The sequence below is a fragment of the Paraburkholderia sp. RL17-368-BIF-A genome, from assembly GCF_046054045.1.
GTDB classification, from domain to species: domain Bacteria; phylum Pseudomonadota; class Gammaproteobacteria; order Burkholderiales; family Burkholderiaceae; genus Paraburkholderia; species Paraburkholderia graminis.
In genome coordinates this window covers 120,208-145,616 of record NZ_JARESN010000013.1, presented here as the reverse complement: position 1 = coordinate 145,616, position 25,409 = coordinate 120,208, and the positions used below count along the sequence as shown (strand labels likewise).

The 25,409-nt window shown below is 63.0% G+C and carries 22 protein-coding genes and 1 tRNA gene; 5 read left to right on the top strand and 18 right to left on the bottom strand.

What is annotated here, in order from left to right:
• Nucleotides 1–50: 50 nt before the first annotated feature.
• The 12 genes from pheT to P0D87_RS22220 form a co-directional block, all read right to left on the bottom strand.
• Entirely contained in the window at nucleotides 51–2,486 is a 2,436-nt protein-coding gene (gene pheT / locus P0D87_RS22275; RefSeq protein ID WP_053858501.1) for a phenylalanine--tRNA ligase subunit beta, read from the bottom strand.
• Between the two features lie 186 nt (nucleotides 2,487–2,672).
• Entirely contained in the window at nucleotides 2,673–3,686 is a 1,014-nt protein-coding gene (pheS, locus tag P0D87_RS22270) for a phenylalanine--tRNA ligase subunit alpha (protein ID WP_006052503.1), read from the bottom strand.
• A 158-nt stretch (nucleotides 3,687–3,844) separates the two neighbouring features.
• On the bottom strand, nucleotides 3,845–4,204 hold the full coding sequence (gene rplT / locus P0D87_RS22265; RefSeq protein WP_006052502.1) for a 50S ribosomal protein L20: 360 nt from the start codon (nucleotides 4,202–4,204) through the stop codon (nucleotides 3,845–3,847).
• 29 nt (nucleotides 4,205–4,233) lie between these two features.
• The gene (gene rpmI / locus P0D87_RS22260; protein ID WP_006052501.1) at nucleotides 4,234–4,431 is read right to left on the bottom strand and encodes a 50S ribosomal protein L35; all 198 of its coding nucleotides are present in this window, start codon (nucleotides 4,429–4,431) and stop codon (nucleotides 4,234–4,236) included.
• A 244-nt stretch (nucleotides 4,432–4,675) separates the two neighbouring features.
• Nucleotides 4,676–5,200, bottom strand: coding sequence for a translation initiation factor IF-3 (infC, locus tag P0D87_RS22255; protein ID WP_081435533.1), 525 nt, complete (start codon nucleotides 5,198–5,200; stop codon nucleotides 4,676–4,678).
• A gap of 49 nt (nucleotides 5,201–5,249) precedes the next feature.
• A complete protein-coding gene (gene thrS / locus P0D87_RS22250) occupies nucleotides 5,250–7,157 on the bottom strand; it encodes a threonine--tRNA ligase (protein ID WP_053859068.1) in 1,908 nt (635 codons plus the stop codon).
• Between the two features lie 250 nt (nucleotides 7,158–7,407).
• Nucleotides 7,408–7,484: transfer RNA gene (locus P0D87_RS22245), tRNA-Val, on the bottom strand.
• Nucleotides 7,485–7,614: 130 nt separating this feature from the next.
• Nucleotides 7,615–9,858, bottom strand: coding sequence for a RelA/SpoT family protein (locus P0D87_RS22240; protein WP_053858502.1), 2,244 nt, complete (start codon nucleotides 9,856–9,858; stop codon nucleotides 7,615–7,617).
• A gap of 106 nt (nucleotides 9,859–9,964) precedes the next feature.
• The gene (locus P0D87_RS22235; RefSeq protein WP_006052435.1) at nucleotides 9,965–10,318 is read right to left on the bottom strand and encodes a RidA family protein; all 354 of its coding nucleotides are present in this window, start codon (nucleotides 10,316–10,318) and stop codon (nucleotides 9,965–9,967) included.
• Nucleotides 10,319–10,398: 80 nt separating this feature from the next.
• The gene (locus P0D87_RS22230) at nucleotides 10,399–11,310 is read right to left on the bottom strand and encodes an alpha/beta fold hydrolase (protein ID WP_053858503.1); all 912 of its coding nucleotides are present in this window, start codon (nucleotides 11,308–11,310) and stop codon (nucleotides 10,399–10,401) included.
• A 299-nt stretch (nucleotides 11,311–11,609) separates the two neighbouring features.
• Nucleotides 11,610–12,251, bottom strand: a complete 642-nt coding sequence (locus P0D87_RS22225; protein ID WP_006052433.1) for a CoA transferase subunit B — start codon at nucleotides 12,249–12,251, stop codon at nucleotides 11,610–11,612.
• A gap of 2 nt (nucleotides 12,252–12,253) precedes the next feature.
• Nucleotides 12,254–12,958 carry a CoA transferase subunit A gene (locus P0D87_RS22220; protein ID WP_006052432.1) on the bottom strand — a complete coding sequence of 235 codons (705 nt, stop codon included), beginning with the start codon at nucleotides 12,956–12,958 and terminating at the stop codon, nucleotides 12,254–12,256.
• A gap of 241 nt (nucleotides 12,959–13,199) precedes the next feature.
• Between P0D87_RS22220 and P0D87_RS22215 the strand changes: the two genes are divergently transcribed.
• Entirely contained in the window at nucleotides 13,200–13,745 is a 546-nt protein-coding gene (locus P0D87_RS22215) for a PAS and helix-turn-helix domain-containing protein (protein ID WP_006052431.1), read from the top strand.
• 41 nt (nucleotides 13,746–13,786) lie between these two features.
• On the opposite strand, the gene P0D87_RS22210 is transcribed toward P0D87_RS22215, so the two are convergent.
• Together P0D87_RS22210 and P0D87_RS22205 are read right to left on the bottom strand one after the other, a co-directional pair.
• Nucleotides 13,787–14,230, bottom strand: a complete 444-nt coding sequence (locus tag P0D87_RS22210) for an acyl-CoA thioesterase (RefSeq protein WP_029967641.1) — start codon at nucleotides 14,228–14,230, stop codon at nucleotides 13,787–13,789.
• A 58-nt stretch (nucleotides 14,231–14,288) separates the two neighbouring features.
• Nucleotides 14,289–15,065, bottom strand: a complete 777-nt coding sequence (locus tag P0D87_RS22205) for an SDR family oxidoreductase (protein WP_006052429.1) — start codon at nucleotides 15,063–15,065, stop codon at nucleotides 14,289–14,291.
• A 187-nt stretch (nucleotides 15,066–15,252) separates the two neighbouring features.
• Here P0D87_RS22205 and P0D87_RS22200 point away from each other — a divergent pair, with 187 nt between their 5' ends.
• On the top strand, nucleotides 15,253–16,926 hold the full coding sequence (locus P0D87_RS22200; RefSeq protein ID WP_053858504.1) for an electron transfer flavoprotein-ubiquinone oxidoreductase: 1,674 nt from the start codon (nucleotides 15,253–15,255) through the stop codon (nucleotides 16,924–16,926).
• Nucleotides 16,927–16,987: 61 nt separating this feature from the next.
• On the opposite strand, the gene P0D87_RS22195 is transcribed toward P0D87_RS22200, so the two are convergent.
• The 4 genes from P0D87_RS22195 to P0D87_RS22180 all read right to left on the bottom strand — a co-directional run bounded on the left by P0D87_RS22195 (nucleotide 16,988) and on the right by P0D87_RS22180 (nucleotide 22,298).
• Nucleotides 16,988–18,466, bottom strand: a complete 1,479-nt coding sequence (locus P0D87_RS22195; protein WP_053858505.1) for a tetratricopeptide repeat protein — start codon at nucleotides 18,464–18,466, stop codon at nucleotides 16,988–16,990.
• Nucleotides 18,467–18,526: 60 nt separating this feature from the next.
• The gene (aroC, locus tag P0D87_RS22190; protein ID WP_053858506.1) at nucleotides 18,527–19,627 is read right to left on the bottom strand and encodes a chorismate synthase; all 1,101 of its coding nucleotides are present in this window, start codon (nucleotides 19,625–19,627) and stop codon (nucleotides 18,527–18,529) included.
• Between the two features lie 99 nt (nucleotides 19,628–19,726).
• A complete protein-coding gene (locus P0D87_RS22185; RefSeq protein ID WP_029967647.1) occupies nucleotides 19,727–21,691 on the bottom strand; it encodes an MFS transporter in 1,965 nt (654 codons plus the stop codon).
• A 148-nt stretch (nucleotides 21,692–21,839) separates the two neighbouring features.
• The gene (locus tag P0D87_RS22180) at nucleotides 21,840–22,298 is read right to left on the bottom strand and encodes a CBS domain-containing protein (RefSeq protein WP_006052424.1); all 459 of its coding nucleotides are present in this window, start codon (nucleotides 22,296–22,298) and stop codon (nucleotides 21,840–21,842) included.
• Between the two features lie 266 nt (nucleotides 22,299–22,564).
• Here P0D87_RS22180 and P0D87_RS22175 point away from each other — a divergent pair, with 266 nt between their 5' ends.
• The 3 genes from P0D87_RS22175 (at nucleotide 22,565) to P0D87_RS22165 (ending at nucleotide 25,378) form a co-directional block, all read left to right on the top strand.
• Entirely contained in the window at nucleotides 22,565–23,974 is a 1,410-nt protein-coding gene (locus P0D87_RS22175) for an O-acetylhomoserine aminocarboxypropyltransferase (protein WP_053858507.1), read from the top strand.
• On the top strand, nucleotides 23,971–24,804 hold the full coding sequence (locus P0D87_RS22170) for an alpha/beta fold hydrolase (RefSeq protein WP_053858508.1): 834 nt from the start codon (nucleotides 23,971–23,973) through the stop codon (nucleotides 24,802–24,804). Before P0D87_RS22175 ends, P0D87_RS22170 begins: the two co-directional genes overlap by 4 nt.
• A 253-nt stretch (nucleotides 24,805–25,057) precedes the next feature.
• Nucleotides 25,058–25,378 carry an Mpo1-like protein gene (locus P0D87_RS22165; protein ID WP_025600584.1) on the top strand — a complete coding sequence of 107 codons (321 nt, stop codon included), beginning with the start codon at nucleotides 25,058–25,060 and terminating at the stop codon, nucleotides 25,376–25,378.
• Nucleotides 25,379–25,409: the final 31 nt, after the last annotated feature.

The window sequence follows — 25,409 nt, the reverse complement described above, 5'->3', positions numbered from 1 at the left end:
AGACAGAAAACAAAGGATGCGGAAACAGCCGTGCAATTGTTAAATGCGGGTTATCCGCGCAACCGTGCGCCATATACTCGAGCCAGACGTTCCACCAGAGTCTGAATGGCCAGATCGACCGTTTCGTCCTGAAGGGTCCCGCCAGTATCTTGCAAGGTAACTCGGAACGCAAGGCTTTTCTCGTGAGCCGCCAGACCGCCGGAAGTGTTTGATTTTGGACGGAATTCGTCGAAAAGCGCAACCTTCTGAACGGTCTTGCAGGCGGGCTCGGACTGGGCCTTCTGGAGCTCGTCGAGAAGCGCCTGCACCTCGATTTTCTGATCGACAACCACTGCGATATCGCGTCGCACCGGCGGGAATTTAGACACTTCCGACGGCGTGGGCAATACGCGTTGCATTAATGCATCCGCTTCAAGTTCAAACAGAATCGGCGCATGCGGTAAATCATATTTTTGCATCCAGCGCGGATGCAATTCGCCAATCCAGCCGATCGCGCGGCCATCGAGTTCGATGCGTGCGCTGCGCCCCGGATGCAGCGCCGGATGCTCCGCTTTCACGAAGCGCGCCGCCGCCGGCGCGAGCAACGTCTCGACGTCGGCCTTCACGTCGAAGTAGTCGACCGTACGCGCGGGTGCGCCCCACTGTTCGTCGAGCGCCGGACCGTACGCGAGGCCTCCGATCATCTTCGGCTGCGCGAAGCCTTCGACCGTCAGCTCGCCCGCCTTGATCGACGGATCGTGCAGGAACACGCGGCCCGCTTCGAACACGCGCACGCGGTCGGCGGCGCGCCGGTTCAGGTTCGTGCGCAGCACGTGGATGAGGCTGCCGAACAGCGTCGTGCGCATGACCGACAACTGGCTCGCGATCGGGTTCAGCAAACGCACCGGCTTGTCGTTGCCGGCGAAGTCCTGTTCCCACTCGGCATCGACGAAACTGAAGTTCACCGTTTCCGCGTAATCGCGCGCGGCAAGCGCGTGGCGGATAGTGTGGATCGAGCGGCGCGTTTCGTGGGTCGCGCGCATCTCGCTCTTCGCGACGGGCGGACGCGCCGGAATCTTTTCGAAACCGTAGATGCGCGCGACTTCCTCGATCAGGTCCTCTTCGATTTCAATGTCGAAACGGTACGACGGCGGCATGACCGAGAAGGTGTCCCCGTCGCGTTCGAATTTAAGGCCGAGGCGCGTGAAGATCTGCGCGATTTCGTCAGCGCCGATCGCAACGCCAATGATGCGGTTCGCACGCGACACACGCATCTTCACCGGCTCGCGCTGCGGCACGTTGACGATCTGGTCGTCCACCGGCCCCGCCTCGCCACCGCAAATGTCGAGGATGAGTTGCGTGATGCGCTCGATATGTTCGACGGTGCTCGCGTAATCGACGCCGCGCTCGAAGCGATGGCCGGCGTCCGTCGAGAAGTTGTACTTGCGCGAGCGGCCGCGAATGCTGTCGGGCCACCAGAACGCGGCTTCGAGGTAGATGTTGGTGGTGTCGAGCGTGACGGCCGTGCTGTCGCCGCCCATGATGCCCGCGAGACTTTCGATATGCCGCTCGTCGGCGATCACGCCCACGGTTTCGTCGACTTCGACAGTGTTGCCGTTCAGCAGCTTGAGCGTTTCGCCCTTGCGGCCCCAACGCACGTCCATGCCGCCGTGGATCTTGTCCAGATCGAACACGTGCGACGGACGGCCCAACTCGAGCATCACGTAATTGGAAATATCGACGAGCGCCGAGATGCTGCGCTGACCCGAACGCTCCAGACGTTCGATCATCCATTGCGGCGACTTCGCACGCGCATTCACGCCGCGGATGACGCGACCCGAGAAACGTCCGCACAGATCGGGCGCTGAAATTCTGACAGGCAGCGTCTCGTTGAGCTTGACCTCGACTGGCTTGATCTCGAGCGGACGCAACGGTGCGCCGGTGATCGCGGACGTTTCGCGCGCCACGCCGAACACCGACAGGCAGTCCGCCTTGTTCGGCGTCAACTTGATTTCGAAAATGGTGTCGTCGAGATTCAGCGTTTCGCGGATGTCCTGGCCGATCGGCGTGTCTTCCGGCAGGATCATCAGGCCGCTATGATCTTCGGACAGCTTCAGCTCGCGCGCGGAGCACAGCATGCCCTGGCTTTCCACGCCGCGCAGCTTCGAAAGCTTGATCGCGAACGGCGCGCCGCCCTCTTCGGCCGGCGGCAGTTGTGCGCCGACCAGCGCGACCGGCACCTTGATGCCGGGCGCCACGTTCGGCGCACCGCATACGATGTTCAGCGTCGCGCCCGTGCCGGCGTTCACCTGGCAGACGTTGAGCTTGTCCGCGTCCGGATGCTTGACGACTTCCAGCACCTGACCGACCACGATCTTCGAGGTCGGCGGCGCGGCCGGCCGCAGGTCTTCCACTTCGAGACCCGCCATCGTCAATGCGTGCGACAACTCGTCCGTGGTCAGTTGCGGATCGACAAAGGTTCTCAGCCAGGATTCCGGGAATTGCATGGTTCTGTGTACGTTCTGATCGGTTTAGGTCCACGTGACGCAGAGGCCAACTGTCACTGCTTGTCACTGCTTGTCACTGCGGGACGCTTTGGCGGCAGGCACTGCGTGTGTTGCCGCGCTCTATGCTCGTCGTCGCGCCGTGCGCGTTCGCTCGGGCGCGCTCAGTAGGCGCGCTTATAGGCGCGCTCAGGCAAATTGACGCAGGAAACGCAGGTCGTTTTCGAAGAACAGACGCAGGTCCTGCACGCCGTAGCGCAACATGGTGAGCCGCTCGAGGCCGCTGCCGAAGGCAAAGCCGATGTAGCGCTCCGGGTCGAGGCCCATGTTGCGGATCACCGTGGGATGAACCTGGCCGGAACCCGAAATCTCGAGCCACTTGCCCGCGTTCTTGCCCGTTTCGAACAACATGTCGATCTCAGCCGACGGTTCGGTGAACGGGAAATAAGACGGGCGGAAACGCACCTGAATATCGTCGCGCTCGAAGAACTTCTTGAGAAAGTCGGTATAGACGCCCTTCAGATCCGCGAAGCTGATGTTCTCTTCGATCCACAGGCCTTCGACCTGGTTGAACATGGGCGAGTGAGTCGCGTCGCTGTCCACGCGATACGTGCGGCCCGGCACGATCACCTTGATAGGCGGCGTGTTGGTGCGCGCGTAGCGGACCTGCATCGGGCTCGTATGCGTGCGCAGCAGCAGTTGACGGCCGTCGGCATCTTTGCCGTCGACGTAGAACGTGTCCTGCATCGAACGCGCCGGATGGTTTTCCGGGCTGTTCAGCGAGGTGAAGTTGTACCAGTCGGTTTCGATCTCGGGGCCGTCGGCCACGTCGAAACCGATGCTGCCGAAAATCTGTTCGACGCGCTCCCATGTGCGCATCACCGGGTGCAGGCTGCCGGCATGGGCGCCGCGTCCCGGCAAGGTGACGTCGATCGCTTCGGCGGCGAGGCGCTGGTTCAGCAACGCGTCGGCCAGCGCCTGGCGGCGCGCCGTCAACGCGGCTTCGACCTGTTGCTTGACGAGGTTGATCCGTGCGCCTTCGGTCTTGCGCGTTTCGGGATCGAGTTTGCCAAGGCCCTTCAACAGTTCTGTCAGCGCGCCCGATTTACCGAGAAAGCGCGCTTTCTCGTTCTCGAGCGTGGTGACGTCGGAGGCTTCTGCGAAGGCTTTTTGCGCGTCGGCGACAATCTGGTCCAGATCCATTGATCCCATCATTTCAACGTCAGTGTTCTATCGAAACAAAACTGGTTCTACCAACAAAAACGGGGCTCGGTGAGGAGCCCCGTTTTTGTTGCAGCGTCACCGAGACTACCGGATGTTCGCTGCAACGAACCACGCAGTGTTAATTGCCAGAAGCGCAATCAGGCTGCAACGGCGGCTTTCACCTGCTGAACGATCGCAGCAAAAGCAGCCTTGTCGAACACAGCCATGTCGGCCAGCACCTTGCGGTCCAGTTCGATCGAAGCCTTCTTCAGGCCGTTGATGAACACGCTGTACGTCATGTCGTGCTGACGCACCGCCGCGTTGATACGCGTGATCCACAATGCACGGAACACACGCTTCTTGTTGCGGCGATCGCGGTAGGCGTACTGGCCTGCGCGCATGACCGCCTGCTTGGCGATGCGATAGACGTTATTGCGACGGCCGCGGTAACCCTTGGCCAGCTTGATGATCTTCTTGTGACGGGCCCGTGCGGTAACCCCACGTTTTACTCGAGGCATGTCTTGCTCCTATGAGTTTCGGTTAAGGGTTAAGCGAACGGCAGCATTGCGCGCACGGAGTTCAGATCGGAATCATGAACTGCCGTCGAACCGCGCAGATGGCGTTTGTTCTTGGTGGTCTTCTTGGTAAGAATGTGGCGCTTGAAGGCTTGACCGCGCTTGACGGTACCGCCCGGACGCACCACGAAGCGCTTCGCAGCACTCTTCTTGGTCTTCATCTTCGGCATGACAACTCCATTATTAGATGGATATGGGTGTGCGGTCGGCCAGTTGGCCATTACCCGCCCTTCGAAACCCATTCCACTTGGTATGCAGACCGCCGATACCGCCGGCAGCCGCTTTCAGGAAACGGCGCACGTTTGCACGAGCGCCGCTCCGAAACCTGCTGACGCCGCGCCGGACACCCGGCGTGACGCACTCGAACTTGACAACCAGAACGCGCGCCACATGGCGCGCCGCCGCTCTGACCGCTTACTTCTTTTTCTTCGGAGCGAGCACCATGATCATCTGGCGCCCTTCCATTTTCGGCATTTGCTCGACCTGACCTACTTCGTCGAGGTCGGTGCGCAGGCGTTCCAGCATGCGCATACCGATTTCCTGGTGAGCCATTTCGCGGCCACGGAAACGCAACGTGATTTTCGTCTTGTCGCCGTCTTCGAGAAAGCGAATGAGGTTGCGCAGTTTGACGTTGTAGTCACCGTCGTCAGTGCCCGGGCGGAATTTGACTTCCTTGACCTGAACGATCTTCTGCTTGAGCTTGGCCTCGTGCTGCTTCTTCGCTTCCGAGTACTTGAACTTGCCGTAGTCCATCAAGCGGCAAACCGGCGGAACCGCTTGCGGCGCGATTTCCACCAGATCCACGTCTTGCTGTTCCGACATGCGGAACGCATCAGCGAGTTTCACGATGCCGAGCGGTTCGTTCTCGACTCCGACCAGACGCACCTCGGGTGCCGTAATTTCACCGTTGATGCGGTGCGCAGACTTATCAGTAGCGATGTTACGTTTCCTCTAAAAATTAAAAAAACGAGCCGGGCTGCCAAGTGGCTCAGTTGAACGACTGCACGTCCAGGCGCAGACGCTCAATGAAGGTATCGACAGGCATCACGCCAAGGTCGACACCACCACGGGCACGCACGGCTACCGTTTGGGCTTCACGCTCCTTGTCGCCGACCACAAGCAGGTACGGCACCTTCTCAAGCGTGTGCTCACGTATTTTATAGCTAATCTTCTCGTTGCGCAAATCGGCCTCTACTCTAACCCCTTGTTTTTGCAACGATTGGGCTAGAGACTGGGCGTATTCGGCCTGACTTTCGGCGATATTCATCACCACCACCTGCATCGGCGCAAGCCAAGCGGGCATTGCACCGGCATGGTGCTCGATCAGGATGCCGAGAAAACGCTCCATTGATCCGACGATTGCCCGGTGCAGCATGATCGGCCGGCGACGGCTGTTGTCTTCCGCGACGTACTCCGCGCCGAGACGCTCCGGCAGCACCATGTCGAGCTGCAGCGTGCCACATTGCCACGAGCGGCCGAGCGCGTCCTTGATGTGATATTCCACCTTCGGACCATAGAACGCGCCTTCGCCCGGCAGTTCTTCCCACGTCACGCCGCACGCGGTCAGCGCTTCGCGCAGGCCCTGCTCCGCGCGATCCCACGTTTCGTCCGTGCCGGCGCGCGCATCAGGGCGCAGCGACAGCTTGATCTCGACATGATCGAAGCCGAAGTCGCTGTACACGCTCATGGCGAGCGTATTGAAAGCGATCGACTCGCTGATGAACTGGTCTTCCGTACAGAAAATGTGTGCGTCGTCCTGCACGAACCCGCGCACGCGCATCAAGCCATGCAGCGCGCCCGACGACTCGTTGCGGTGGCACGAGCCGAACTCCGCGTAACGCAGCGGCAGATCCCGATACGAGCGCAAGCCGTGGTTGAACACCTGCACGTGACCGGGGCAGTTCATCGGCTTGATCGCGTAGTCGCGCTTTTCCGATTCCGTCGTGAACATATTTTCACGATAGTTCTGCCAGTGGCCCGACGCCTCCCACAGCGACCGGTCCATGATCATGGGCGTCTTGATCTCCAGATAGCCGGCGTCGTTCACGCGGCGGCGCATGTACTGCTCGACCTGCTGCCACAACGTCCAGCCGCGCGGATGCCAGAACACCATGCCCGGTGACTCGTCCTGCATGTGAAACAGGTCAAGCTGCTTGCCGAGCTTGCGGTGATCGCGCTTCTCAGCCTCCTCGAGCATGTGCAGATACGCTTCCTGGTCTTCTTTCTTCGTCCAGGCCGTACCGTAAATGCGCTGCAACTGCTCGTTCTTCGAGTCGCCGCGCCAGTAAGCGCCCGCGACCTTCATCAGCTTGAAGACCTTGAGCTTGCCGGTGGACGGCACGTGCGGACCGCGGCACAGGTCGGTAAAGCCGCCGTGCGAGTACAGCTTGATTTCGTCGGTAGCGGGAATCGACTCGATGATCTCCGCCTTGTACTTCTCGCCGATGCTCTTGAAGTAGTCGACCGCTTCGCCGCGCGACACGACGCGGCGCGAAACCGGCTCGTCTTTCTTCGCGAGTTCCTGCATGCGCTTTTCGATCTTTTCGAGATCTTCGGGCGTGAAGGGACGGCTGTACGCGAAGTCGTAGTAAAAGCCGTTGTCGATCACCGGACCGATGGTGACCTGCGCTTCGGGATACAGGTCTTTCACCGCGTACGCGAGCAAATGCGCCGTGGAGTGCCGAATGATGTCGAGACCGTCTGCGTCTTTTTCGGTGATGATGGCCAGCGACACGTCGTGGTCGATCAACGTGGACGTATCGACGAGCTCACCGTCGATCTTGCCGCCGAGCGCGGCCTTCGCGAGGCCGGGGCCGATGGACGCGGCCACTTCGGCGACGGTCACCGGATGCTCGTACTGTCGAACAGAACCGTCAGGCAGACGTATCGAAACCATTGCGTTCTCCGTGATGCCGACCGGCGGCGGCAGATACAACCATCAAACAAGCCAAAAAAAATGCGGCCCCGCTTTCGAGGGGCCGCATTCACATTTCCTGCAAACTGCACTGGCGAAAGTGGTCCTCGACTAGCGTCGCTCCGAAGTGGTTTCGGTCAACGTTCGCGGTGTCATAACCGTATTCGCCTTTTGCGCCGAGGCGCTTACTGCAGTTTGCGAAACCCCGGCTGCGCCGGAATTTCACTTTCGTTGGTAGGCTCGATTGGACTCGAACCAACGACCCCCACCATGTCAAGGTGGTGCTCTAACCAGCTGAGCTACGAGCCTGAAGAAACGAGATTATATGGAGCACCACACTGCTTGGCAAGTACTTTTATGCACCGACTTTAAATCCGCTACTGCCCATCATTTCATGGCTCGCGCGATAACCGCATGAGTCCATCAACACACCGTGCTATCACCCTTTACGCGATGCGCGCACGACACCGGTCACTTCGCCGAGCAGCGTGCAGGCGCGCTGGATTTGCGCGGCACTCGACACCTCGACGGTGAATTGCATGAACGCGGCATTGCGGCGCGTCTGCGTCTTCACGCCGATCACATTCATCTTCTCTCTCGCGAACACTTCCGAGATGTCGCGCAGCAGTCCCTGGCGGTCGGTCGCCTCGATCGACAGATCAACCGGATAGACCGACTGCCCGCGCCCGCTCATCACGTCCGCGGACCATGCGGTTTGCAGCACCCGCTCCGGCGCGCGCTCGGCCATGCGCATGAACGTCGGGCAATCGCTGCGGTGAATCGACATGCCCTTGCCGCGCGTCACGAAGCCCGAGATGTCGTCGGGCGGCGCAGGCCGGCAGCAGCGCGCGAGCTGCGTGAGCAACGCGTCGACACCGACCACCAGCACGCCCGTCGACGCGCCGCGCGCCACGCTCGCTCCGCTGCTGCGCTTCTCGAATTGCTCCGGCGCCTCGACCACCGGCTCCGGCGGCGGCGCATCGTGCAGCGCCTGCTCGACGAGCCGCAGACTGAACTCTTCCTTGCCCACGACGGAGAAGAGATCGTCGGTGGTCTTGAAGCCGAGCTTGGCGGCAAGCTGATCCAGATTGACCGACGTCTTGCCCTCGCGCTGCAAGGTCTTTTCGACCATCGCGCGGCCGCTTGCGATGTGCTCCTGCAACTCGACCGCATTGAACCAGGCGCGCACCTTCTGACGCGCGCGCGGGCTATGCAGATAGCCGAGCTGCGGATTCAACCAGTCGCGCGACGGACCGCCCTCCTTCACCGCGACGATCTCGACCGTCTGACCGTTTTGCAACTGCGTGTTCAGCGGCACCATCGCGCCGTCGACGCGCGCGCCGCGGCACCGATGCCCCAGCTCGCTATGCAGGTGATAAGCAAAGTCCACCGGCGTCGCGCCATGCGGCAACGCGATCACGCGGGCTTGCGGCGTCAGCACGTAGATATGGTCGTCGTCGAGCGTGGCCTGGCGCAGTTGTTCCCACGGTTGCGCCGCGCGCTTTTCGCCGTGCTCCCCCTCAGACACATCGTCTTTCCATGCGAGCAATTGACGCAGCCACGCGATCTTCTCGTCGTACTTCTCATTGGCCGCGAACTGGCCGCCGTAACCACGCGTGCCGGCCTCCTTGTAGCGCCAGTGCGCGGCCACGCCGTATTCGGCGAAGCGATGCATTTCGTGCGTGCGGATCTGCACTTCGAACGCGCGGCCGTCGTCGCCGATCACGACTGTATGCAGCGACTTGTAGCCATTCGGCTTGGGCCGCGAAATGTAGTCGTCGAACTCTTTGGGCACCGGTTGCCACAGGTTGTGCACGATACCGAGCACGGTGTAGCAGTCCTTGATGTCCGGCACGATCACGCGAAACGCGCGCACGTCGTAGAGTTCCGCGAAGTCCAGTTCCTTGCCGCGCATCTTGCGCCAGATGCTGAAGATATGCTTCGGGCGCCCGCTCACTTCCGCGCGAATGTTGGCGGCGGCGAGTTCCTGCTGCAGGCGTTCAATGGCCTGCGCCACATAAGTTTCGCGTTCGACGCGCTTCTCATCCAGCAGCTTGGCGATGCGCTTGTAAACCACCGGTTCCTCGAAGCGGAACGCGAGGTCCTCGAGTTCCCACTTCAGTTGCCAGATGCCCAGGCGGTTCGCGAGCGGCGCATAAATGTCGAGCGTTTCGCGCGCCACATCCGGCGACGGCGTGAGCTTGGCCGCCGCGTAATAACGCAGCGACTGCAGCCGCGACGCGAGCCGGATCAACACCACGCGAATGTCCTGCGCGAACGCGAGCAGCATCTTGCGCAATGCCTCGACCTGCGCGCGCCGTGCGGCCTGCGCGTCGCGTCCCGCTTCGGGCATCGTGTTCTGCGCGGCGCGCAAGCTCACGGTGCCAAGGCGCAGCAGCTTGCGCACGTCGCTGACGAGTTGCGCGACTTCTTCGCCGAAGTTGTCGGCGATCACGCGTTCGGGGTCCTGCAAATGCGGCGTCAACGCGAACAGCGCCGCTGCCAGCACGGCCGCCGGATCGACATTGAGCGTGCGCATGATGGACGCGGTGCCCGCCGCGTGATCCGCCAGCAATTCGCCCGATGACAGACGCACCTCGCCCGCATGCAGCCGTACGAATGCCATCGCTTCGTCGAAAGACGGGAGGGGATGCGGCGCGTTCGTAACGGTTTCGGTATTCATGGTGCGCGGCCCAGCGGGCCCTGGCAAATCAACGGAATTTCAACTACGACTGCACGATGCTGCGTTGCTTGGTGCGTCGCTTATCTGCGTCGCCCAACTGCGTTGCTTAGCTACGCTGCGCCGCGACCACGACGATTTCAACGAGGCACTTCGGATTCGCGAGCTTCGCTTCGACTGTCGCGCGCGGCGGCGTCGCGCCTTGTGCGACCCATTCGTCCCACACCGCGTTCATGCCGGCGAAATGCACCATGTCCGAGATGTAGATCTGCACGGACAGCAGATGCGATTTATCGCTGTTGACCTCGGCCAGTAGGCGGTCGATGTGGCCGAGCACTTCGCGCGTCTGCCCCGTGATGTCCTGATCCGCATCTTCGGCGATCTGGCCGGCCAGGTAGACCGTGCCGTTGTGCACGGCGATTTCCGAGAGGCGCTTACCAACATGGTGACGAATGACTGCCATGGAGAATCCTGACGTAGATAGAAGAAGGTTGAATGGAAATGCCGCTTGCATGACCCGAAAGCGTCACGCGCAACTGCGTATTATGACGCGTCGTTGCCGGGGCCGATAAAGAACCGCTTCGCAATGTCGATCTGATCCGCCGACAGAAACGCCGGCGCATGCCCGACGCCGCCAATCTCGACGCTCGACACGTCGCGCCCCGTCTCGACCATCTTCGCGACCGTCTCGCGCGACAGCAAATCGGACTGCTCGCCTCTCACCACCAGCACCGGTCCCTGGAACGACGCGAGCGAATGCCATAGCGCGGCCTCGCCGAGTTTCGCGGTTTCTTCGGTGGTCGCGGCGAAGGGCTGCGCGATGCGCGGATCGTAACGAAACAGCCACGTGCCGTTCTCCTCGCGCAAGAGCGGCGTATTGATCTCGCGCCATTCGTCGGGCGTGAGCGGGCCGAAGGTTGTCGCAAGAAACGCCGCGTGATCGATGCCTTGCTGCAGCGACTCGAAACGCGCCGGCTTGCCGAGATAGTCGCCGATACGCTTGACCGCTTCCGGCTCGAGATGCGGCCCCACGTCGTTCAACAACAGCTTGCGGACGGGCGTATCAGGAAGGCCCGCCAGACCGAGCCCGATCAGGCCGCCCATCGACGTGCCGAACCAGTCGACCGTTTCCACGTCCAGCCGGGCAATCAGCGTGACCATGTCGGCGACATACTGCGGCACGCTATACAGATTGGGGTTGGCAAGCCACGATGACAAGCCCCGGCCCGCCACGTCCGGACACACCACACGGTACGTGCCGGCGAATTGCGCGGCCAGCCGGTCGAAGTCGCGCCCCGAGCGGGTCAGGCCATGCACGCACAACAGCACGCGCGGATTGTCCGGATCGCCCCACTCCGTGTACGCAATACGATGCAGGCCCGCGGCGCTCGCGCACTGCACATAACGTTGGCGCGGCGTGGGCCGCTCACCGGCGAAGGCGGTCGTTGCAGTCATCTTGGGGTCCTTGCAAAAGCGCTGCGGATTGAGCTTGCGTGCGGGCAGCGAATGCTGCGAAATATCGCCCGCGTCGAATCTTCAAATGATTGCTTCGGACGATTGTAAACCGCTTTGCCGCGTGACAAGGATCGTCCAGACGGCATAGGACGAACGACCCAAAACATCCACTGCATAAGACAAAAGCGGACGAGACTCGCGCCTCGCCCGCTTTCTTGCATGCCTCACATAACGCGAATGGTCGACACCGTCAGCCAGCGCCTATACGTCAGGCCGGCAGCGCCATCAACAACCGCGTATCAGCTAACCGCGCTCACATCCAGCGGCGCGCCTGTCTTCGCCTTGATCTCGTCGACGCTCACGCCCGGCGCCAATTCGGTCACCTTCAGGCCGTCGTCCGTGACTTCGATCACACCGAGGTCGGTGATGATCTGATCGACCACGCCCACGCCCGTCAACGGCAGCGTGCATTCTTCGAGGATCTTGTGCTGATCGCCCTTCGCGACGTGCTCCATCAGCACGACCACGCGCTTGACGCCCGCGACCAGATCCATCGCGCCGCCCATGCCCTTGATCATCTTGCCGGGGATCATCCAGTTGGCGAGATCGCCCTTCTTGCTGATCTGCATGGCGCCGAGAATCGCCAGGTTGATGTGGCCGCCGCGGATCATCGCGAATGAATCCGCCGACGAGAAAATCGACGAGCCCGGCAGCGTGGTCACCGTCTGCTTGCCCGCGTTGATGAGGTCGGCGTCGACTTCGTCTTCGGTCGGCGAGGGGCCGATGCCGAGCAGGCCGTTCTCCGACTGCAGCCACACTTCGACGCCCGCCGGAACGTGGTTCGCCACCAGCGTCGGCAAGCCGATGCCGAGGTTCACATAAAAGCCGTCCTGCAATTCCTTCGCCGCGCGCGCGGCCATTTCGTCACGAGTCCATGCCATGATCAGTCTCCTTTCGCGCGGACGACGCGTTGTTCGATGCGTTTTTCCGGATGCGCATTCAGCACGATGCGCTGCACGAAGATGCCCGGCGTGTGAATCGCGTCCGGATCGAGTTCGCCGACTTCGACGATCTCTTCGACTTCCGCGACCGTGATCTTGCCGGCCATCGCGCACATCGGATTGAAGTTGCGCGCGGTGCGGCGATAGATCAGGTTGCCCGACTTGTCGGCCTTCCATGCCTTGACGAGCGCGACATCCGCAGTCAGCGAATGTTCGAGCACGTAGTGGTTCTCGCCGAATTGCCGCGTTTCCTTGCCTTCGGCGATCAGCGTGCCGTAGCCGGTGTTGGTGAAGAACGCCGGAATGCCCGAGCCGCCCGCGCGCAGTTTCTCGGCGAGCGTGCCTTGCGGCGTGAATTCGAGCTCGAGTTCGCCGGCCAGATACTGGCGCTCGAACTCCTTGTTCTCGCCGACATACGACGAAATCATTTTCTTGATCTGGCGCGTCTCGAGCAGCAGACCGAGACCGAAGCCGTCGACGCCCGCGTTGTTGCTGATGCACGTAATGCCCTGCACCTTCGTATCGCGCAACGCGGCGATCAGCGCCTCGGGAATGCCGCACAGGCCAAAGCCGCCGACGGCGAATGTCTGCCCGTCCTTGACGATGTCTTTCAGCGCCTCGGCGGCGCCTGGATAGACCTTGTTCATCAGTATGTCCCTTCCTTTATGGAAACCCGAAACCGGTTTATTGCGGCTGATACGACGCGTACAGGCCGAGGCCCGACACGTCATTCTAGTCATCCGGGAGACGCATCGCGTGGAGAGAGGACAAACCCTCGCGCACGCGCGCTCACGGACGCTTCACCGCGCTCTCATGTGCCCGAAAGAGTACGCTCGCCGCGCCATGCGGCACAATACGCAAAAATACATAAGTACTTGCCGCCAGCCCATGCCCGCCCTGGACTATCAAACCGCTTTTCATCTCGCGCCGATCGGGCTCGTGCTGTCGCGTGAACGCATTATCGAAGACTGCAATGACGAGCTCGCGTCGATCTTCGGCTGCCCGCGCGAGGCGCTGATCGGCCAGTCGTTTCAGATTCTGTATCCGTCGGCGGACGAATTCGAGCGGATCGGCGCACGCATTCCGCCGATCATGACCGCGCAAGGCAGCTACGCCGACGACCGCATCATGAAGCGCGCCAACGGCGAACTGTTCTGGTGCCACGTGACGGGCCGCGCGCAGCGGCGCACCGACCCGCACGCGGCGGGCGTCTGGACGTTCGAGGATCTGAGCGCGACGCGGCGCGTGGCGGTCGAATTGACGCCTCGCGAACGGGAAATCGCCGCGCAACTGGTGACGGGAAAAACCAGCAAGCAGATTGGCCGCGCGCTCGCCATCAGCCCGCGCACGGTGGATGTGTACCGCGCGCGCCTGATGCGCAAATACGATACGGGGAACGCGACCGAGTTGTTGCAGCGGCTGCTTGGGCACTGAGTCGGAGACAGACCGCGCTCCGAACGTCGCCCCTCGCGAACTTACGCCGCGCGCTCGGCCGCTTTCACCAGAGCCGCTCGCTCGATGGTCGCGCGCAGCAGATCGGGAACCGGCACCGACTTGCCGGCCGCGTAGTCGATCCACACACAGCGCGCGGCGCCGCGCGCATAAACCGTGTTCGGATCGTCCGCGCGCACCAGCTCGAAGCCGGTGTCGAAGCTGCTGCGGCCCGGCGTCGCGACGCTCATGCGGCCGATCACGTCGCCGGGATAATGCAGTTGCTTGAGAAATTCCATCGACGCATTGACGATCACCGGCCCCTGCCCGTCCGCCTGACTGCCGCTCAGCCCCAACTGCTCGAACCAGGAAATGCGCACCTGCTCCATGTAGCGGAAATAGACCGTGTTGTTCACATGGCCGAATGCGTCCATGTCACCCCAGCGGATCGGCATCGACATCTCAAAGACTGCGTGAAAATCGCTCATTGTGCTTCTGCTCTTCCTGCTTCTTAAGTGATTGAATCCGGCCTGAAACGAGTGAAAGTCACGCGAGGCCGAAGCCGTCGTCGGCGGCGATCACCGAGCCGTTGATGAACTGCGATTCGTCGGCCGCCAGCAGCAGCAACAGGCCGTCGAGATCCTCGGGCTTGCCGACGCGATGGCGCGGCAACATCGACACGAGCTTTTGCCCCTGCTCGGTCGACCAGTGATGATGATTGATTTCCGTGTCGATATAGCCAGGACAGATCGCGTTCACATTGATGCCGTGCTTGCCCCATTCGAGCGCCATCGCTTTCGTCATGTGGACGACGGCGGCCTTGCTCATCGAGTAAAGGCCGATTTGCGGCAGCACGCGCAGCCCCGCCATCGACGCGATATTGATGATCCGGTACGACGGTTTCTGCGCATTGTTGCCGCGCATGATCATGCGCTTGGCCACTTCCTGCGCGACGAAAAACGCGCCGCGCGTATTCGTATCGAACACGTACTCGAAGTCCGCGGGCGTGACTTCGGAGAGCTTCTGCGTGGTCGACACGCCCGAGTTGTTCACCAGAATGTCGATGGTGCCGGCTTCGGTCTCCGCGTGCGCGACCGCCGACTTGATGCTCTGATAATCGGTTACGTCCAGCGAGACGACATGCGCCGCGCCGCCCGATGCCTCGATTTCGGCGCGCAGTTCCTTGAGCCGCTCGGTGCGCCGGCTCGCCAGCACGACCTTGGCGCCCGCCTGCGACAACACCTGCGCAAAGCGCTTGCCCAACCCGCTCGACGCGCCGGTTATCAACGCGACCTTGCCTTCCAGATTGATCGAACGGCCCATTGTGGTTCCTTGTTCGGTTGTAGTTACGAATGCGGTTGTCAGTCGCGGCCCGCGCTGCACTCGGGTCAATACCGTATCACGAGAATAGAACGCTCGTGCTAATCTCCGTCGATGCGGTTGCAGTGCAAGAATCCATCGCCCACAATACGATCCCGAAAAAAGCATTCTAACGGTAAGAGGAGCATCAATGACCCCCGCAAGTCTCATCGAGCAGTACGGCCCGCGCGAGTCGATGGAATACGACGTCGTGATCGTCGGCGGCGGCCCGGCAGGCTTGTCCGCGGCGATCCGCCTGAAGCAGCTCGCGGCCGGCAAGGGCGTCGAGCTTGGCGTCTGCGTGCTGGAAAAGGGCTCGGAGATCGGGGCGCACATCCTCTCCGGCGCGGTGATGGACCCGCGCGCGCTGAATGAACTGATTCCCGACTGGAAGGAAAAAGGCGCGCCGCTGACGGTCGACGTGGCCGAAGACCGCTTCCTGTTCCTCACCGAAACGGGTTCGAAAAGCGTGCCGAACTGGGCGCTGCCGGACAATTTCAAGAACCACGGCAACTACGTGATCAGCCTCGCGAACGTCACGCGCTGGCTGGGGCAGCAGGCGGAAGCGCTGGGCGTCGAGATTTTCCCCGGCTTTCCGGCGGCCGAAGTGCTCTATAACGACGACGGTTCCGTCAAGGGCGTCGCGACCGGCAACCTCGGCATCGGCAAGGACGGCCAGCCGACCGAAAACTTCCAGCTCGGTATGGAGCTGCACGCCAAATACACGCTCTTCTGCGAAGGCGCGCGCGGGCATCTCGGTCGCCAGTTGAACGACAAGTTCAGGCTGCGCGACGGCGTCGATCCGCAGGTCTACGGCATCGGCATCAAGGAACTGTGGGAGATCGATCCGTCGAAGCATAAGCCTGGGCTCGTGATGCACACGGCCGGCTGGCCTTTGCAAACGGACACGTACGGCGGCTCGTTCCTCTATCACATGGACAACAACCAGGTGGTGGTCGGCTTCGTGGTGGGTCTCGGCTACACGAATCCGTATCTGTCGCCGTTCGAGGAATTCCAGCGCTACAAGACGCATCCGGCGATCCGCCAGTTCCTCGAAGGCGGCAAGCGTGTGTCGTATGGCGCGCGCGCGATCACCGCAGGCGGCCTGATGTCGCTGCCGAAGCTGGTGTTTCCGGGCGGCGCGCTGGTCGGCGACGATGCGGGCTTCCTGAACGCATCGCGCATCAAGGGTTCGCACGCGGCGATCAAGACCGGCATGCTCGCCGCCGACGCCGCGTTCGAAGCCGTGCAGGCCGGTCGTCATAACGACGAACTCGCGGCTTATCCGGAGAGCTTCAAGACTTCGTGGCTGCATACCGAGTTGTACCGCGCCCGCAATTTCAAGCAGTGGATGAGCAAGGGCCTGTACCTGGGCACGCTGATGGTCGGCATCGAGCAGAAGCTGCTGGGCGGCAACGTGCCGTGGACGCTGCATCACCAGCATTGGGATCACGAGATGCTGAAGCCCGCGTCGCAATGCACGCCGATCGAGTATCCGAAGCCCGATGGCAAGCTCACGTTCGACCGCTTGTCTTCGGTGTTCATCTCGAACACGAATCACGAAGAGAACCAGCCCGCGCATCTGACGCTGAAGGACCCGACGGTGCCGGTGAACGTGAACTGGCAGACGTATGCGGGCCCGGAAGCGCGCTATTGCCCGGCCGCCGTCTATGAGTTCGTGAAGAACGACGACGGCGGCGAACGGCTCGTCATCAACGCGCAGAACTGCGTGCACTGCAAGACGTGCGACATCAAGGACCCGACGCAGAACATCGTGTGGGTGACGCCTGAAGGCGGCGGCGGGCCGAACTATCCGAACATGTAAGGTCGGGATTTATAGCTTCAAGGCGCAGGCGGCCCACGCCTGCGCTGCGAAAGCAATGGCGTCAGCCGCGCGCCATCCGTTCGATACGTTCGCGCACCTGCGCGACCACCGGCGCCCACGCGCCCACCGTGGGTTGCCTGAACAGTTCGATCGAATCGTACCAGGGCGTAGCCGCCGAATCGCTGCCCCAGAACCACGCGGATACATGGTCGATCATCAAACAGGTCGGCACGCCGAGCGCGCCGGCCAGATGAGCCGGCCCGCTGTCGATCGTGACCATCAGGTCGAGATTCGCCAGCAACGCGGCGACGTCGTCGAATCCGGACTGGAAATGCTGCGTGAGGTCCACGACGTCGAGGCCCTTCGCACGCCACTGCGCGACGGTCTCGCCACGTCCCGGCGACAGCGCGAAATACGTCACGCCCGCGACATCCAGTAACGGTTCCAGTTGTTCCGCCGGCACCGACCGTCGCGCGTCGCGAATATGGTCGGGATTACCGTTCCACACCAGCCCGACCTTGCGATTGCCGCCAGGCTTTCCGGCGATGCAGGCTTCTACGCGATCCCGCCACACCTGCACATGCTGCAGGTCGGCGCTCAGATAAGGCGCGCCCCAGCCGCTCGCATCCACAATGCCGAGACGCAGCGGCAAGCTCATTAGCCCGCAATGGAAATCAGGCTGCGTTTCAAGGCTCGTTTCGAGCCGCAGATCCGCGGGCAACGTCCGTTCGAAGAGATGCCGCAACGGCCCGTCGTGACCGAAGATCACAGTGCCGCCCTCGCGCCGCGCACGCTCGGCGAGAAGCGGCAAAAAGCGCACTGCCCACAGACAATCGCCGTTGCCCTGCTCGCCGTACACAACGAGCGTCTTGCCCGTCAGCGGCTCGCCTTGCCAGTGCGCGCTGATCGCGGCGAGCGCCTGCTGCGCGTTGTTCAGTTCGCCGGCAAACGCGTTGCGCGACTCGTAATGCGCCCAGCCTTCGGCGAAACGTCCATTGCGGATTTCGAGTTCCGAAAGATCGAACCACGCATGCGCGTTTTCCGGCGACGACGCGAGCACCTGACGCAGCAAGGCTTCCGCTTCCGCGAAACGCGACTGCTCCTTCACGCACAACGCGAGCTTGTGAAGCGCTACCGGATTGCCGGGCACGACGCGCACCGCTTCACGCAGCAACTGCTCGGCGGTAATGAAGTCGTCGCGATACTGAACGGCTGCCGCGCGCCAGACCAATGCGTTGGCATCGGCGGGATTTTGCGCAAGCAGCAGCGCGGTCGCGGATTCGACAAGCGCCCAATCGCGCACGATGAACGCGGTCTGCGCAATCGTGTGAAGCAGCGTTGGCTCGCAGGCCGGCTCGGCCTGATAGGCGCGCACAAGCGCCACGAGCGCTTCGCGTTGCAGCGCCTTGTCGCGGCCCGCGTGTTGCAGCAGCGCCTGACCGAACGCGAGGTAATCGTGCGCGCTCGCGTGCGGCGCCGAGGCACGCGAGCGCAGCGCCGTCAGAACGTCGCCCGCTGGCTCGATAGGAGGATGATTCATGCGAGGAAGGCGCCGCGCGCCGCTTATGCAATGCGATGTGAGAGGCGCTAACGGCGCCCGTTAAGGCGCGCTCGCCGCGATCTTCGGCGTGCTGACCGAGACGTCGCCGCATTGCGCGCGGTGACGCAGCGCGTGGTCCATCAGTACCAGCGCGAGCATGGCTTCCGCTATCGGCGTGGCGCGAATGCCGACGCACGGGTCATGCCGGCCGAACGTCTCGACAACTGCCGGCTGCCCCGCTTTGTCGATGGAACGGCGCGGCGTGCGGATGCTCGACGTTGGCTTGATCGCGATCGACACCGTGATGTCCTGCCCCGTCGAAATGCCGCCGAGCACACCGCCCGCGTGGTTGCCCACAAAGCCCTCGGGCGTGAGTTCGTCGCCGTGCACCGAGCCGCGCTGCGCGACGCTCGCGAAGCCCGCGCCGATTTCGACGCCCTTCACCGCGTTGATCCCCATCATGGCGTGAGCGATGTCCGCATCGAGCCGGTCGAACAGCGGCTCGCCGAGGCCGACGGGCACGCCCGACGCCACCACGTTGATACGCGCGCCGATCGAGTCGCCGTCCTTGCGCAGCGCGTCCATATACGCTTCGAGCTGCGGCACGATGTCCGCGTTGGGCACGAAGAACGGGTTCTCGCGCACCTGCGCCCAGTCGACGAACGGCACGTCGATTTCGCCGAGCGCCGCCATATAGCCTCGAATTTCAGTACCGAATTTCTCGCGCAGCCACTTCTTCGCCACCGCGCCCGCCGCGACCGTCGGCGCCGTCAGCCGCGCCGACGAACGGCCGCCGCCGCGATAGTCGCGAATGCCGTACTTCTGCCAGTAGGTGTAGTCGGCGTGACCCGGACGGAAGGTGTCCGCGATATTGCCGTAGTCCTTGCTGCGCTGATCGGTATTGCGAATCAGCAGCGCAATCGGCGCGCCGGTGGTTTTGCCCTCGAACACGCCCGACAGAATCTCGACCTTGTCTTCTTCCTGACGCTGCGTGACGTGCCGCGACGTGCCGGGCTTGCGGCGGTCGAGCTCGAGCTGGATGTCGGCTTCGTCGAGCGCCATGCCCGGCGGGCAACCGTCGATCACGCAGCCGATGGCCGGCCCGTGCGATTCGCCGAAGGTCGTGACAGTGAAAAGCGTACCGAGGGTGTTGCCGGACATGAGCGTCGTCCAAAGGATGCGGGGAAGACGCTATTATGCCAGCCCCTTGGGGCACGAGGCCGCCCGCGGCGCCGGCTTATGACTTCCGGACAAGCCGGCCTATTTGCGCGCGCCGCGCAGTTCCGTGACGGTTTTCTGCAGCAGTTCCGGCGTGGCAAGCGCCGGCTCGATCGGCTCGCCGACCGCGAGCGTCAGCCGGCTCATCACGCCCTTTTGCACCGGCCGCGGCCAGCGCGCGTCGTTGGCGCGCGAAAACACGCTGCCCCACAGCCCGCGCAGCGCCATCGGAATCACAGGCGCGGGCGTACGCCGAATGATCTCGGTCACGCCATGACGGAACGGATTCATCTCGCCCGTGCGAGTGAGCTTGCCCTCAGGGAAGATGCACACCAGTTCGCCCTCGGCAAGCGCCTCGGCGCAGCGCTCGTAGGCGCGCGTCAGCAACTGCGCGTCCTCGTGCGCGGGTGCGATCGGAATCGCCTTCGCGTGACGAAACACCCAGCCGGCGAACGGCGTCCTGAAAATGTGATGATCCATCACGAAGCGGATCGGCCGCGGACTCTCGGCCATGATCACGACCGCGTCGACGAAACTGACGTGATTGCAGACGAGCACGGCCGCGCCTTCGTCCGGAATCCGCTCGGCGTGCACGAGGCGAATCCGGTAAAACGTGTGCACCAGCAGCCAGGCGATGAAGCGCAGCAGAAACTCGGGCACGAGCGAATAGATGTAAGTCGCCACCACAATATTGAGCAGCGCCGTCACGAGGAAAATTGCCGGAATGCTGAAGCCCGCCGCCGTCAGGCCGACCGCCATCAGCGCGGAGACGATCATGAACAGCGAATTCAGAATATTGTTCGCCGCGATGATGCGCGCCCGGTGGCTCGGCTGGCTGCGGCTCTGGATCAGCGCATAGAGCGGCACGCTGTAGAAGCCGCCGAACATCGCGAGCAGGAACAGATCGGCGAGCACGCGCCAATGCGCGGCGCGCCCGAGAAACTCGGCCACGCTCAACAGGTGTCCGACGGGCGGCAACGCGTGGCTGGCGAAAAAAAGATCGATGGCGAACACGCTCATGCCGATCGAACCGAGCGGCACGAGGCCGATCTCGATACGCCGCTTCGAGAGCTTTTCGCACATCAGCGAGCCGAGGCCGATGCCGATCGAGAACGTGCCGAGCAGCACCGTCACGACGTCCGGATTGGCGGACAACACGTCTTTCGCAAAGCTGAAAAACGACGACAGAAACGTCGCGCCCACGAACCACAGCCACGATATGCCGAGCAGACTCAGGAACACCGTGCGGTTTTCGCGCGCGAGCTTCAGGTTGCGCCAGGTCTCGCTGACCGGATTCCAGTTGATGCGCAGATCCGGCTGCGGCGCCGCCGTCACCGGAACGAAGCTCGACACCACGCGCCCCGCCAGCGCAATCGCGACACACGCGCAGGCCAGCAGCAGCGCGCCATGTTCGACGAACCCCGCACTCGCGCCGCCGACGATCGTGCCGACGAGAATCGCGACGAAGGTGCCCATCTCGACCATCCCGTTGCCGCCGACAAGCTCGTGGCTCGACAGATGTTGCGGCAGGTACGAATACTTGACGGGCCCGAACACGGTCGAATGCACGCCCATCAGAAACGTGCAGAAATACAGCAGCGGCGCGCTATGCAGCAGGAAACCCGCGCCGCCGATCAGCATGACGGCGATCTCGAAGGTCTTGACGAAGCGTGTGAGCAGCGCCTTGTCGTACTTGTCGGCAATCTGCCCGGACGTGGCCGACAGCAGCACAAAAGGCAGGATGAAGATGGCCGAGATCAGAAACGCCGCAGTTTTCGGATCGACGCCCGAAAAGCGCGCCGCCTGAAACGTGACGAGCGACGTGAACCCGATCTTGAAGACGTTGTCGTTCATCGCGCCGAGGAACTGCGTCCAGAAAAACGGCGCGAAACGGCGCTCACCCAGCAGCTTGAACTGCGATTCATGGCCGCCATGCCGGCGCGCGGCGCGCCCCGCGGCGGGTAGCGTGCGCGTTGGCGGCGTAGGAGGCGTGGGGCTCTGACTCATGAAGTTTGACGAACGGATGGGGAAATGCGCGTCTGGAGTGCGCGCCAGTGGGGGCAGTTCCGCAACGCGCGTAACGAGCGAGCGCCGCGCGCACAAAAAAGGCGCGCGCTCTCGCGCACGCCTTCATTCAATATTGGGTCCTGCCGCCTTAACGCGCCGGCTGCTGCCCCTGCTCTTCCGGCCAGTCGCGGATATACGCCTTGAGCATGCGGTTTTCGAAGCCCTGCTCTTCGACCACCGCCTTCGCGACGTCGTAAAACGAAATGACACCCATCAGCGTGCGGCTTTCCATGACCGGCAGATAACGCACGTGATGCTCGAGCATCATGCGGCGCACTTCGTTGACGTCGGTTTCGGGCGTGCAGGTAAGCGGATGATCGTCCATAACCTTACGAATGGTCGACGTGCCCACGCTTCCGCCGTTCTCCTTGAGCGTCAGAATAATCTCGCGGAATGTCAGCATGCCGACCAGGTCGCCGTACTCCATGACGACGAGCGAACCGATGTCATGTTCGGCCATGGTGTTGACTGCGTCGTGCAGCGTGGCATCCGGCGTGACCGTGAAAAGGGTGTTGCCTTTGACTTTAAGAATGTCGCTGACTCGCATGATCTGTCTCCCGAAATACCCGCTAGGCATGGTAATGCATCAATGACTTTCGATCCTATCGGAAAGGCCCATAAAAGGAAAGCGGCCCCCCCACCAAGGCGGGGCGGCCTTCCGCCGCCAGGCAAAGGCTGCACGCACACCCGCACGCACACCCGCACGCACACACTCGCGCATCGGGAAAACCGCGCTTGAAGCAGCCTGCGCCGGTGATACGATGGCCGCCACCTTGACCTTTCGCGAGACCGCCCGTGGCCTCGCCGACCAGCATGTCCGCCAACCGTTTCGACACGCTTGCGCTGCACGCCGGCGCCGCGCCCGACCCCACCACCGGCGCGCGCGCCACGCCAATCTATCAGACCACTTCGTTCTCGTTTCGCGACGCGGACCACGCCGCCGCGCTCTTCAACATGGAGCGCGCCGGCCATGTCTACTCGCGCATCTCGAATCCGACCGTGGCCGTGTTCGAGGAGCGCGTCGCGGCGCTCGAAAACGGCGCGGGCGCGATCGGCACGGCGAGCGGCCAGGCCGCCTTGCACCTCGCGATCGTCACGCTGATGGGCGCGGGCTCGCACATCGTCGCTTCGAGCGCGCTGTACGGCGGCTCGCATAATCTGCTGCACTACACGTTGCGCCGCTTCGGCATTGAAACGACGTTCGTCAAACCCGGCGACATCGACGGATGGCGCGCGGCGCTGCGCCCGAACACACGCCTGCTGTTCGGCGAAACGCTCGGCAATCCGGGCCTCGACGTGCTCGACATCGCCACCGTCGCGCAGCTCGCCCACGAGCATCGCGTGCCGCTTCTCGTCGATTCCACGTTCACCACGCCGTATCTGCTGAAACCGTTCGAGCACGGCGCGGACTTCGTCTATCACTCGGCGACCAAGTTCCTGGGCGGCCACGGCACGACCATTGGCGGCGTGCTGGTGGACGGCGGCACGTTCGACTTCGACGCCTCCGGGCTCTTTCCCGAATTCACCGAACCCTACGACGGCTTCCACGGCATGGTGTTCAGCGAGGAAAGCACGGTTGCGCCATTCCTGCTGCGCGCTCGCCGCGAGGGCTTGCGCGACTTCGGCGCATGCCTGCATCCGCAAGCCGCCTGGCAGCTTCTGCAAGGCATCGAAACCCTGCCTCTGCGGATGGAACGGCACGTCGCCAACACGCGCCGCGTGGTCGAGTTCCTCGCCGGCCATGCGGCGGTCGAAGCCGTTGCCTATCCCGAACTGCCGACGCATGCCGATTACGCGCTCGCGCAACGCCTGCTGCCACGCGGCGCGGGCGCCGTGTTCAGCTTCAATCTGCGTGGCGACCGCGAGGCCGGCCGCCGTTTCATCGAAGCGCTGTCGCTGTTCTCGCATCTCGCGAACGTCGGCGACGCGCGCTCGCTCGTCATTCACCCTGCTTCCACCACGCACTTCCGGATGGACGCGGCCGCGCTCGCCGCGGCCGGCATCGCGGAAGGCACGATCCGGCTCTCCATTGGTCTCGAAGACCCCGACGACCTCATCGACGATCTGAAGCGCGGCCTGAAAGCCGCGCAGAAATCGACGCAGAAGCCGACGCAGAAGCCGACACAGAAGCCGACACAGAAGCCGGCGCAGAATCCCGCGCAGGACGGCGCGCCGAAGACAGACAGCAGCACCGCTTCGCAACCGCGCCCGGAGTCGCCATGATCCTGACCGTTCAAGGCAAGGCCGCCTATGCCTACACCGGCGGCAAACCGTTCGACCGGAGTCTGCCGACTGCCGTTTTCATCCACGGCGCCGAGCACGACCATAGCGTGTGGGCGCTGCAAACGCGCTATTTCGCGCACCACGGCTTTAGCGTGCTGGCCGTCGATCTCCCCGGCCACTGCCGCAGCGCCGGCCCCGCGTTGCACACCATCGACGCGCTGGCGGACTGGCTCGCCGCGTTGCTCGACGCCGCCGGTGTCGCGCGCGCATTCGTCGCCGGCCATAGCATGGGGTCGCTGATCGCGCTCGACTTCGCCGGCCGCTTCCCGCCGCGAACCACGCATCTCGCGCTCCTCGCCACCGCGTTGCCGATGGCGGTCTCCGATACCTTGCTCGAAGCCGCCCTACATCGAGAGCCGGACGCAATCGGCATGGTCAACGAATGGTCGCACTCGACGCTCGCGGCCAAACCGTCCTGCCCCGGTCCTGGCTTCTGGCTGCACGGTATGAACCAGCGGCTGATGGAGCGCGTTTCGGCAAAAGGCGAGACGCATCTCTTTCATACCGACTTCACCGCGTGCAATAGCTACGCGGACGGCCTTGCGCGTGCCGCGCAGGTTCGCTGCGCGACGCGCCTAGTGGTCGGCCGCCGCGACGCGATGACGCCGCCGCGCGCCGCCAAGGCACTCGCCGATGCGCTCGCGCAGGCAGGCGCGCCCGTTGACACCGTCACGTTAGAAGCAGGACACGCGCTGATGACCGAACAGCCCGACGCCACGCTCGACGCGCTGTTCAGCTTCGCTTCTAGGCCGGCTCACGCGGCGGATTAACGCGGGGCTGCTGCGCTTCGTCGCGAGTTGATTTTTTCAGCCCGCTCGCCAGCCCGCTCGCCAGCCAATTCACGCACCCACGATAACCGCCCCGAAGCGCCTTCGCCATCGTCCGAATGGCCAGGTTGCGCCAGGCACGCGATAGCCGGACAATGAATCGAGCCTGTCATTTCGCGCGCCGTCGGGGCGCCGCGAAAACGCAGTTCGCAACAACAGGCGATGATTCGCAACGCGTAGCAATCCGGAGGCCGTTATGGCTCATACCGCGCATACCGATCACTTCGCGAACTTCGCGGAGTTTTACCCGTACTACCTGAGCGAGCATCGCAACCTGGTCTCGCGGCGGCTGCATTTCGTGGGTTCGCTCGGCGTGATCGGCTGCCTCGCGATGGCGCTCGCCACCGGCGACTGGCTGTGGCTGCCCGCGGCCGTCGTCTGCGGATACGGCTTTGCCTGGGTCGGCCATTTTTTCTTCGAGAAGAACCGGCCCGCAACGTTTCGCCATCCGCTCTACAGCCTGATGGGCGACTGGGTGATGTTCAAGGACATCTGCGTCGGCAAGATTTCGTTGTAGCGCGAGCGAGCGGGCGCGCGGCGCTGGAACC

What these genes read in the sequence shown, in the direction of transcription:
- pheT (WP_053858501.1), bottom strand. Translation starts at nt 2,486, where the DNA reads ATGCAATTCCCGGAATCCTGGCTGAGAACCTTTGTCGATCCGCAACTG.
- pheS (WP_006052503.1), bottom strand. Translation starts at nt 3,686, where the DNA reads ATGGATCTGGACCAGATTGTCGCCGACGCGCAAAAAGCCTTCGCAGAA.
- P0D87_RS22235 (WP_006052435.1), bottom strand. Translation starts at nt 10,318, where the DNA reads ATGGCAGTCATTCGTCACCATGTTGGTAAGCGCCTCTCGGAAATCGCC.
- P0D87_RS22175 (WP_053858507.1), top strand. Translation starts at nt 22,565, where the DNA reads ATGTCCGCCAACCGTTTCGACACGCTTGCGCTGCACGCCGGCGCCGCG.
- P0D87_RS22180 (WP_006052424.1), bottom strand. Translation starts at nt 22,298, where the DNA reads ATGCGAGTCAGCGACATTCTTAAAGTCAAAGGCAACACCCTTTTCACG.
- rplT (WP_006052502.1), bottom strand. Translation starts at nt 4,204, where the DNA reads ATGCCTCGAGTAAAACGTGGGGTTACCGCACGGGCCCGTCACAAGAAG.
- rpmI (WP_006052501.1), bottom strand. Translation starts at nt 4,431, where the DNA reads ATGCCGAAGATGAAGACCAAGAAGAGTGCTGCGAAGCGCTTCGTGGTG.
- aroC (WP_053858506.1), bottom strand. Translation starts at nt 19,627, where the DNA reads ATGTCCGGCAACACCCTCGGTACGCTTTTCACTGTCACGACCTTCGGC.
- thrS (WP_053859068.1), bottom strand. Translation starts at nt 7,157, where the DNA reads ATGGTTTCGATACGTCTGCCTGACGGTTCTGTTCGACAGTACGAGCAT.
- P0D87_RS22240 (WP_053858502.1), bottom strand. Translation starts at nt 9,858, where the DNA reads ATGAATACCGAAACCGTTACGAACGCGCCGCATCCCCTCCCGTCTTTC.
- P0D87_RS22165 (WP_025600584.1), top strand. Translation starts at nt 25,058, where the DNA reads ATGGCTCATACCGCGCATACCGATCACTTCGCGAACTTCGCGGAGTTT.
- P0D87_RS22220 (WP_006052432.1), bottom strand. Translation starts at nt 12,958, where the DNA reads ATGAACAAGGTCTATCCAGGCGCCGCCGAGGCGCTGAAAGACATCGTC.
- P0D87_RS22200 (WP_053858504.1), top strand. Translation starts at nt 15,253, where the DNA reads ATGACCCCCGCAAGTCTCATCGAGCAGTACGGCCCGCGCGAGTCGATG.
- P0D87_RS22195 (WP_053858505.1), bottom strand. Translation starts at nt 18,466, where the DNA reads ATGAATCATCCTCCTATCGAGCCAGCGGGCGACGTTCTGACGGCGCTG.
- P0D87_RS22215 (WP_006052431.1), top strand. Translation starts at nt 13,200, where the DNA reads ATGCCCGCCCTGGACTATCAAACCGCTTTTCATCTCGCGCCGATCGGG.
- P0D87_RS22205 (WP_006052429.1), bottom strand. Translation starts at nt 15,065, where the DNA reads ATGGGCCGTTCGATCAATCTGGAAGGCAAGGTCGCGTTGATAACCGGC.
- P0D87_RS22185 (WP_029967647.1), bottom strand. Translation starts at nt 21,691, where the DNA reads ATGAGTCAGAGCCCCACGCCTCCTACGCCGCCAACGCGCACGCTACCC.
- P0D87_RS22225 (WP_006052433.1), bottom strand. Translation starts at nt 12,251, where the DNA reads ATGGCATGGACTCGTGACGAAATGGCCGCGCGCGCGGCGAAGGAATTG.
- P0D87_RS22210 (WP_029967641.1), bottom strand. Translation starts at nt 14,230, where the DNA reads ATGAGCGATTTTCACGCAGTCTTTGAGATGTCGATGCCGATCCGCTGG.
- P0D87_RS22170 (WP_053858508.1), top strand. Translation starts at nt 23,971, where the DNA reads ATGATCCTGACCGTTCAAGGCAAGGCCGCCTATGCCTACACCGGCGGC.
- P0D87_RS22230 (WP_053858503.1), bottom strand. Translation starts at nt 11,310, where the DNA reads ATGACTGCAACGACCGCCTTCGCCGGTGAGCGGCCCACGCCGCGCCAA.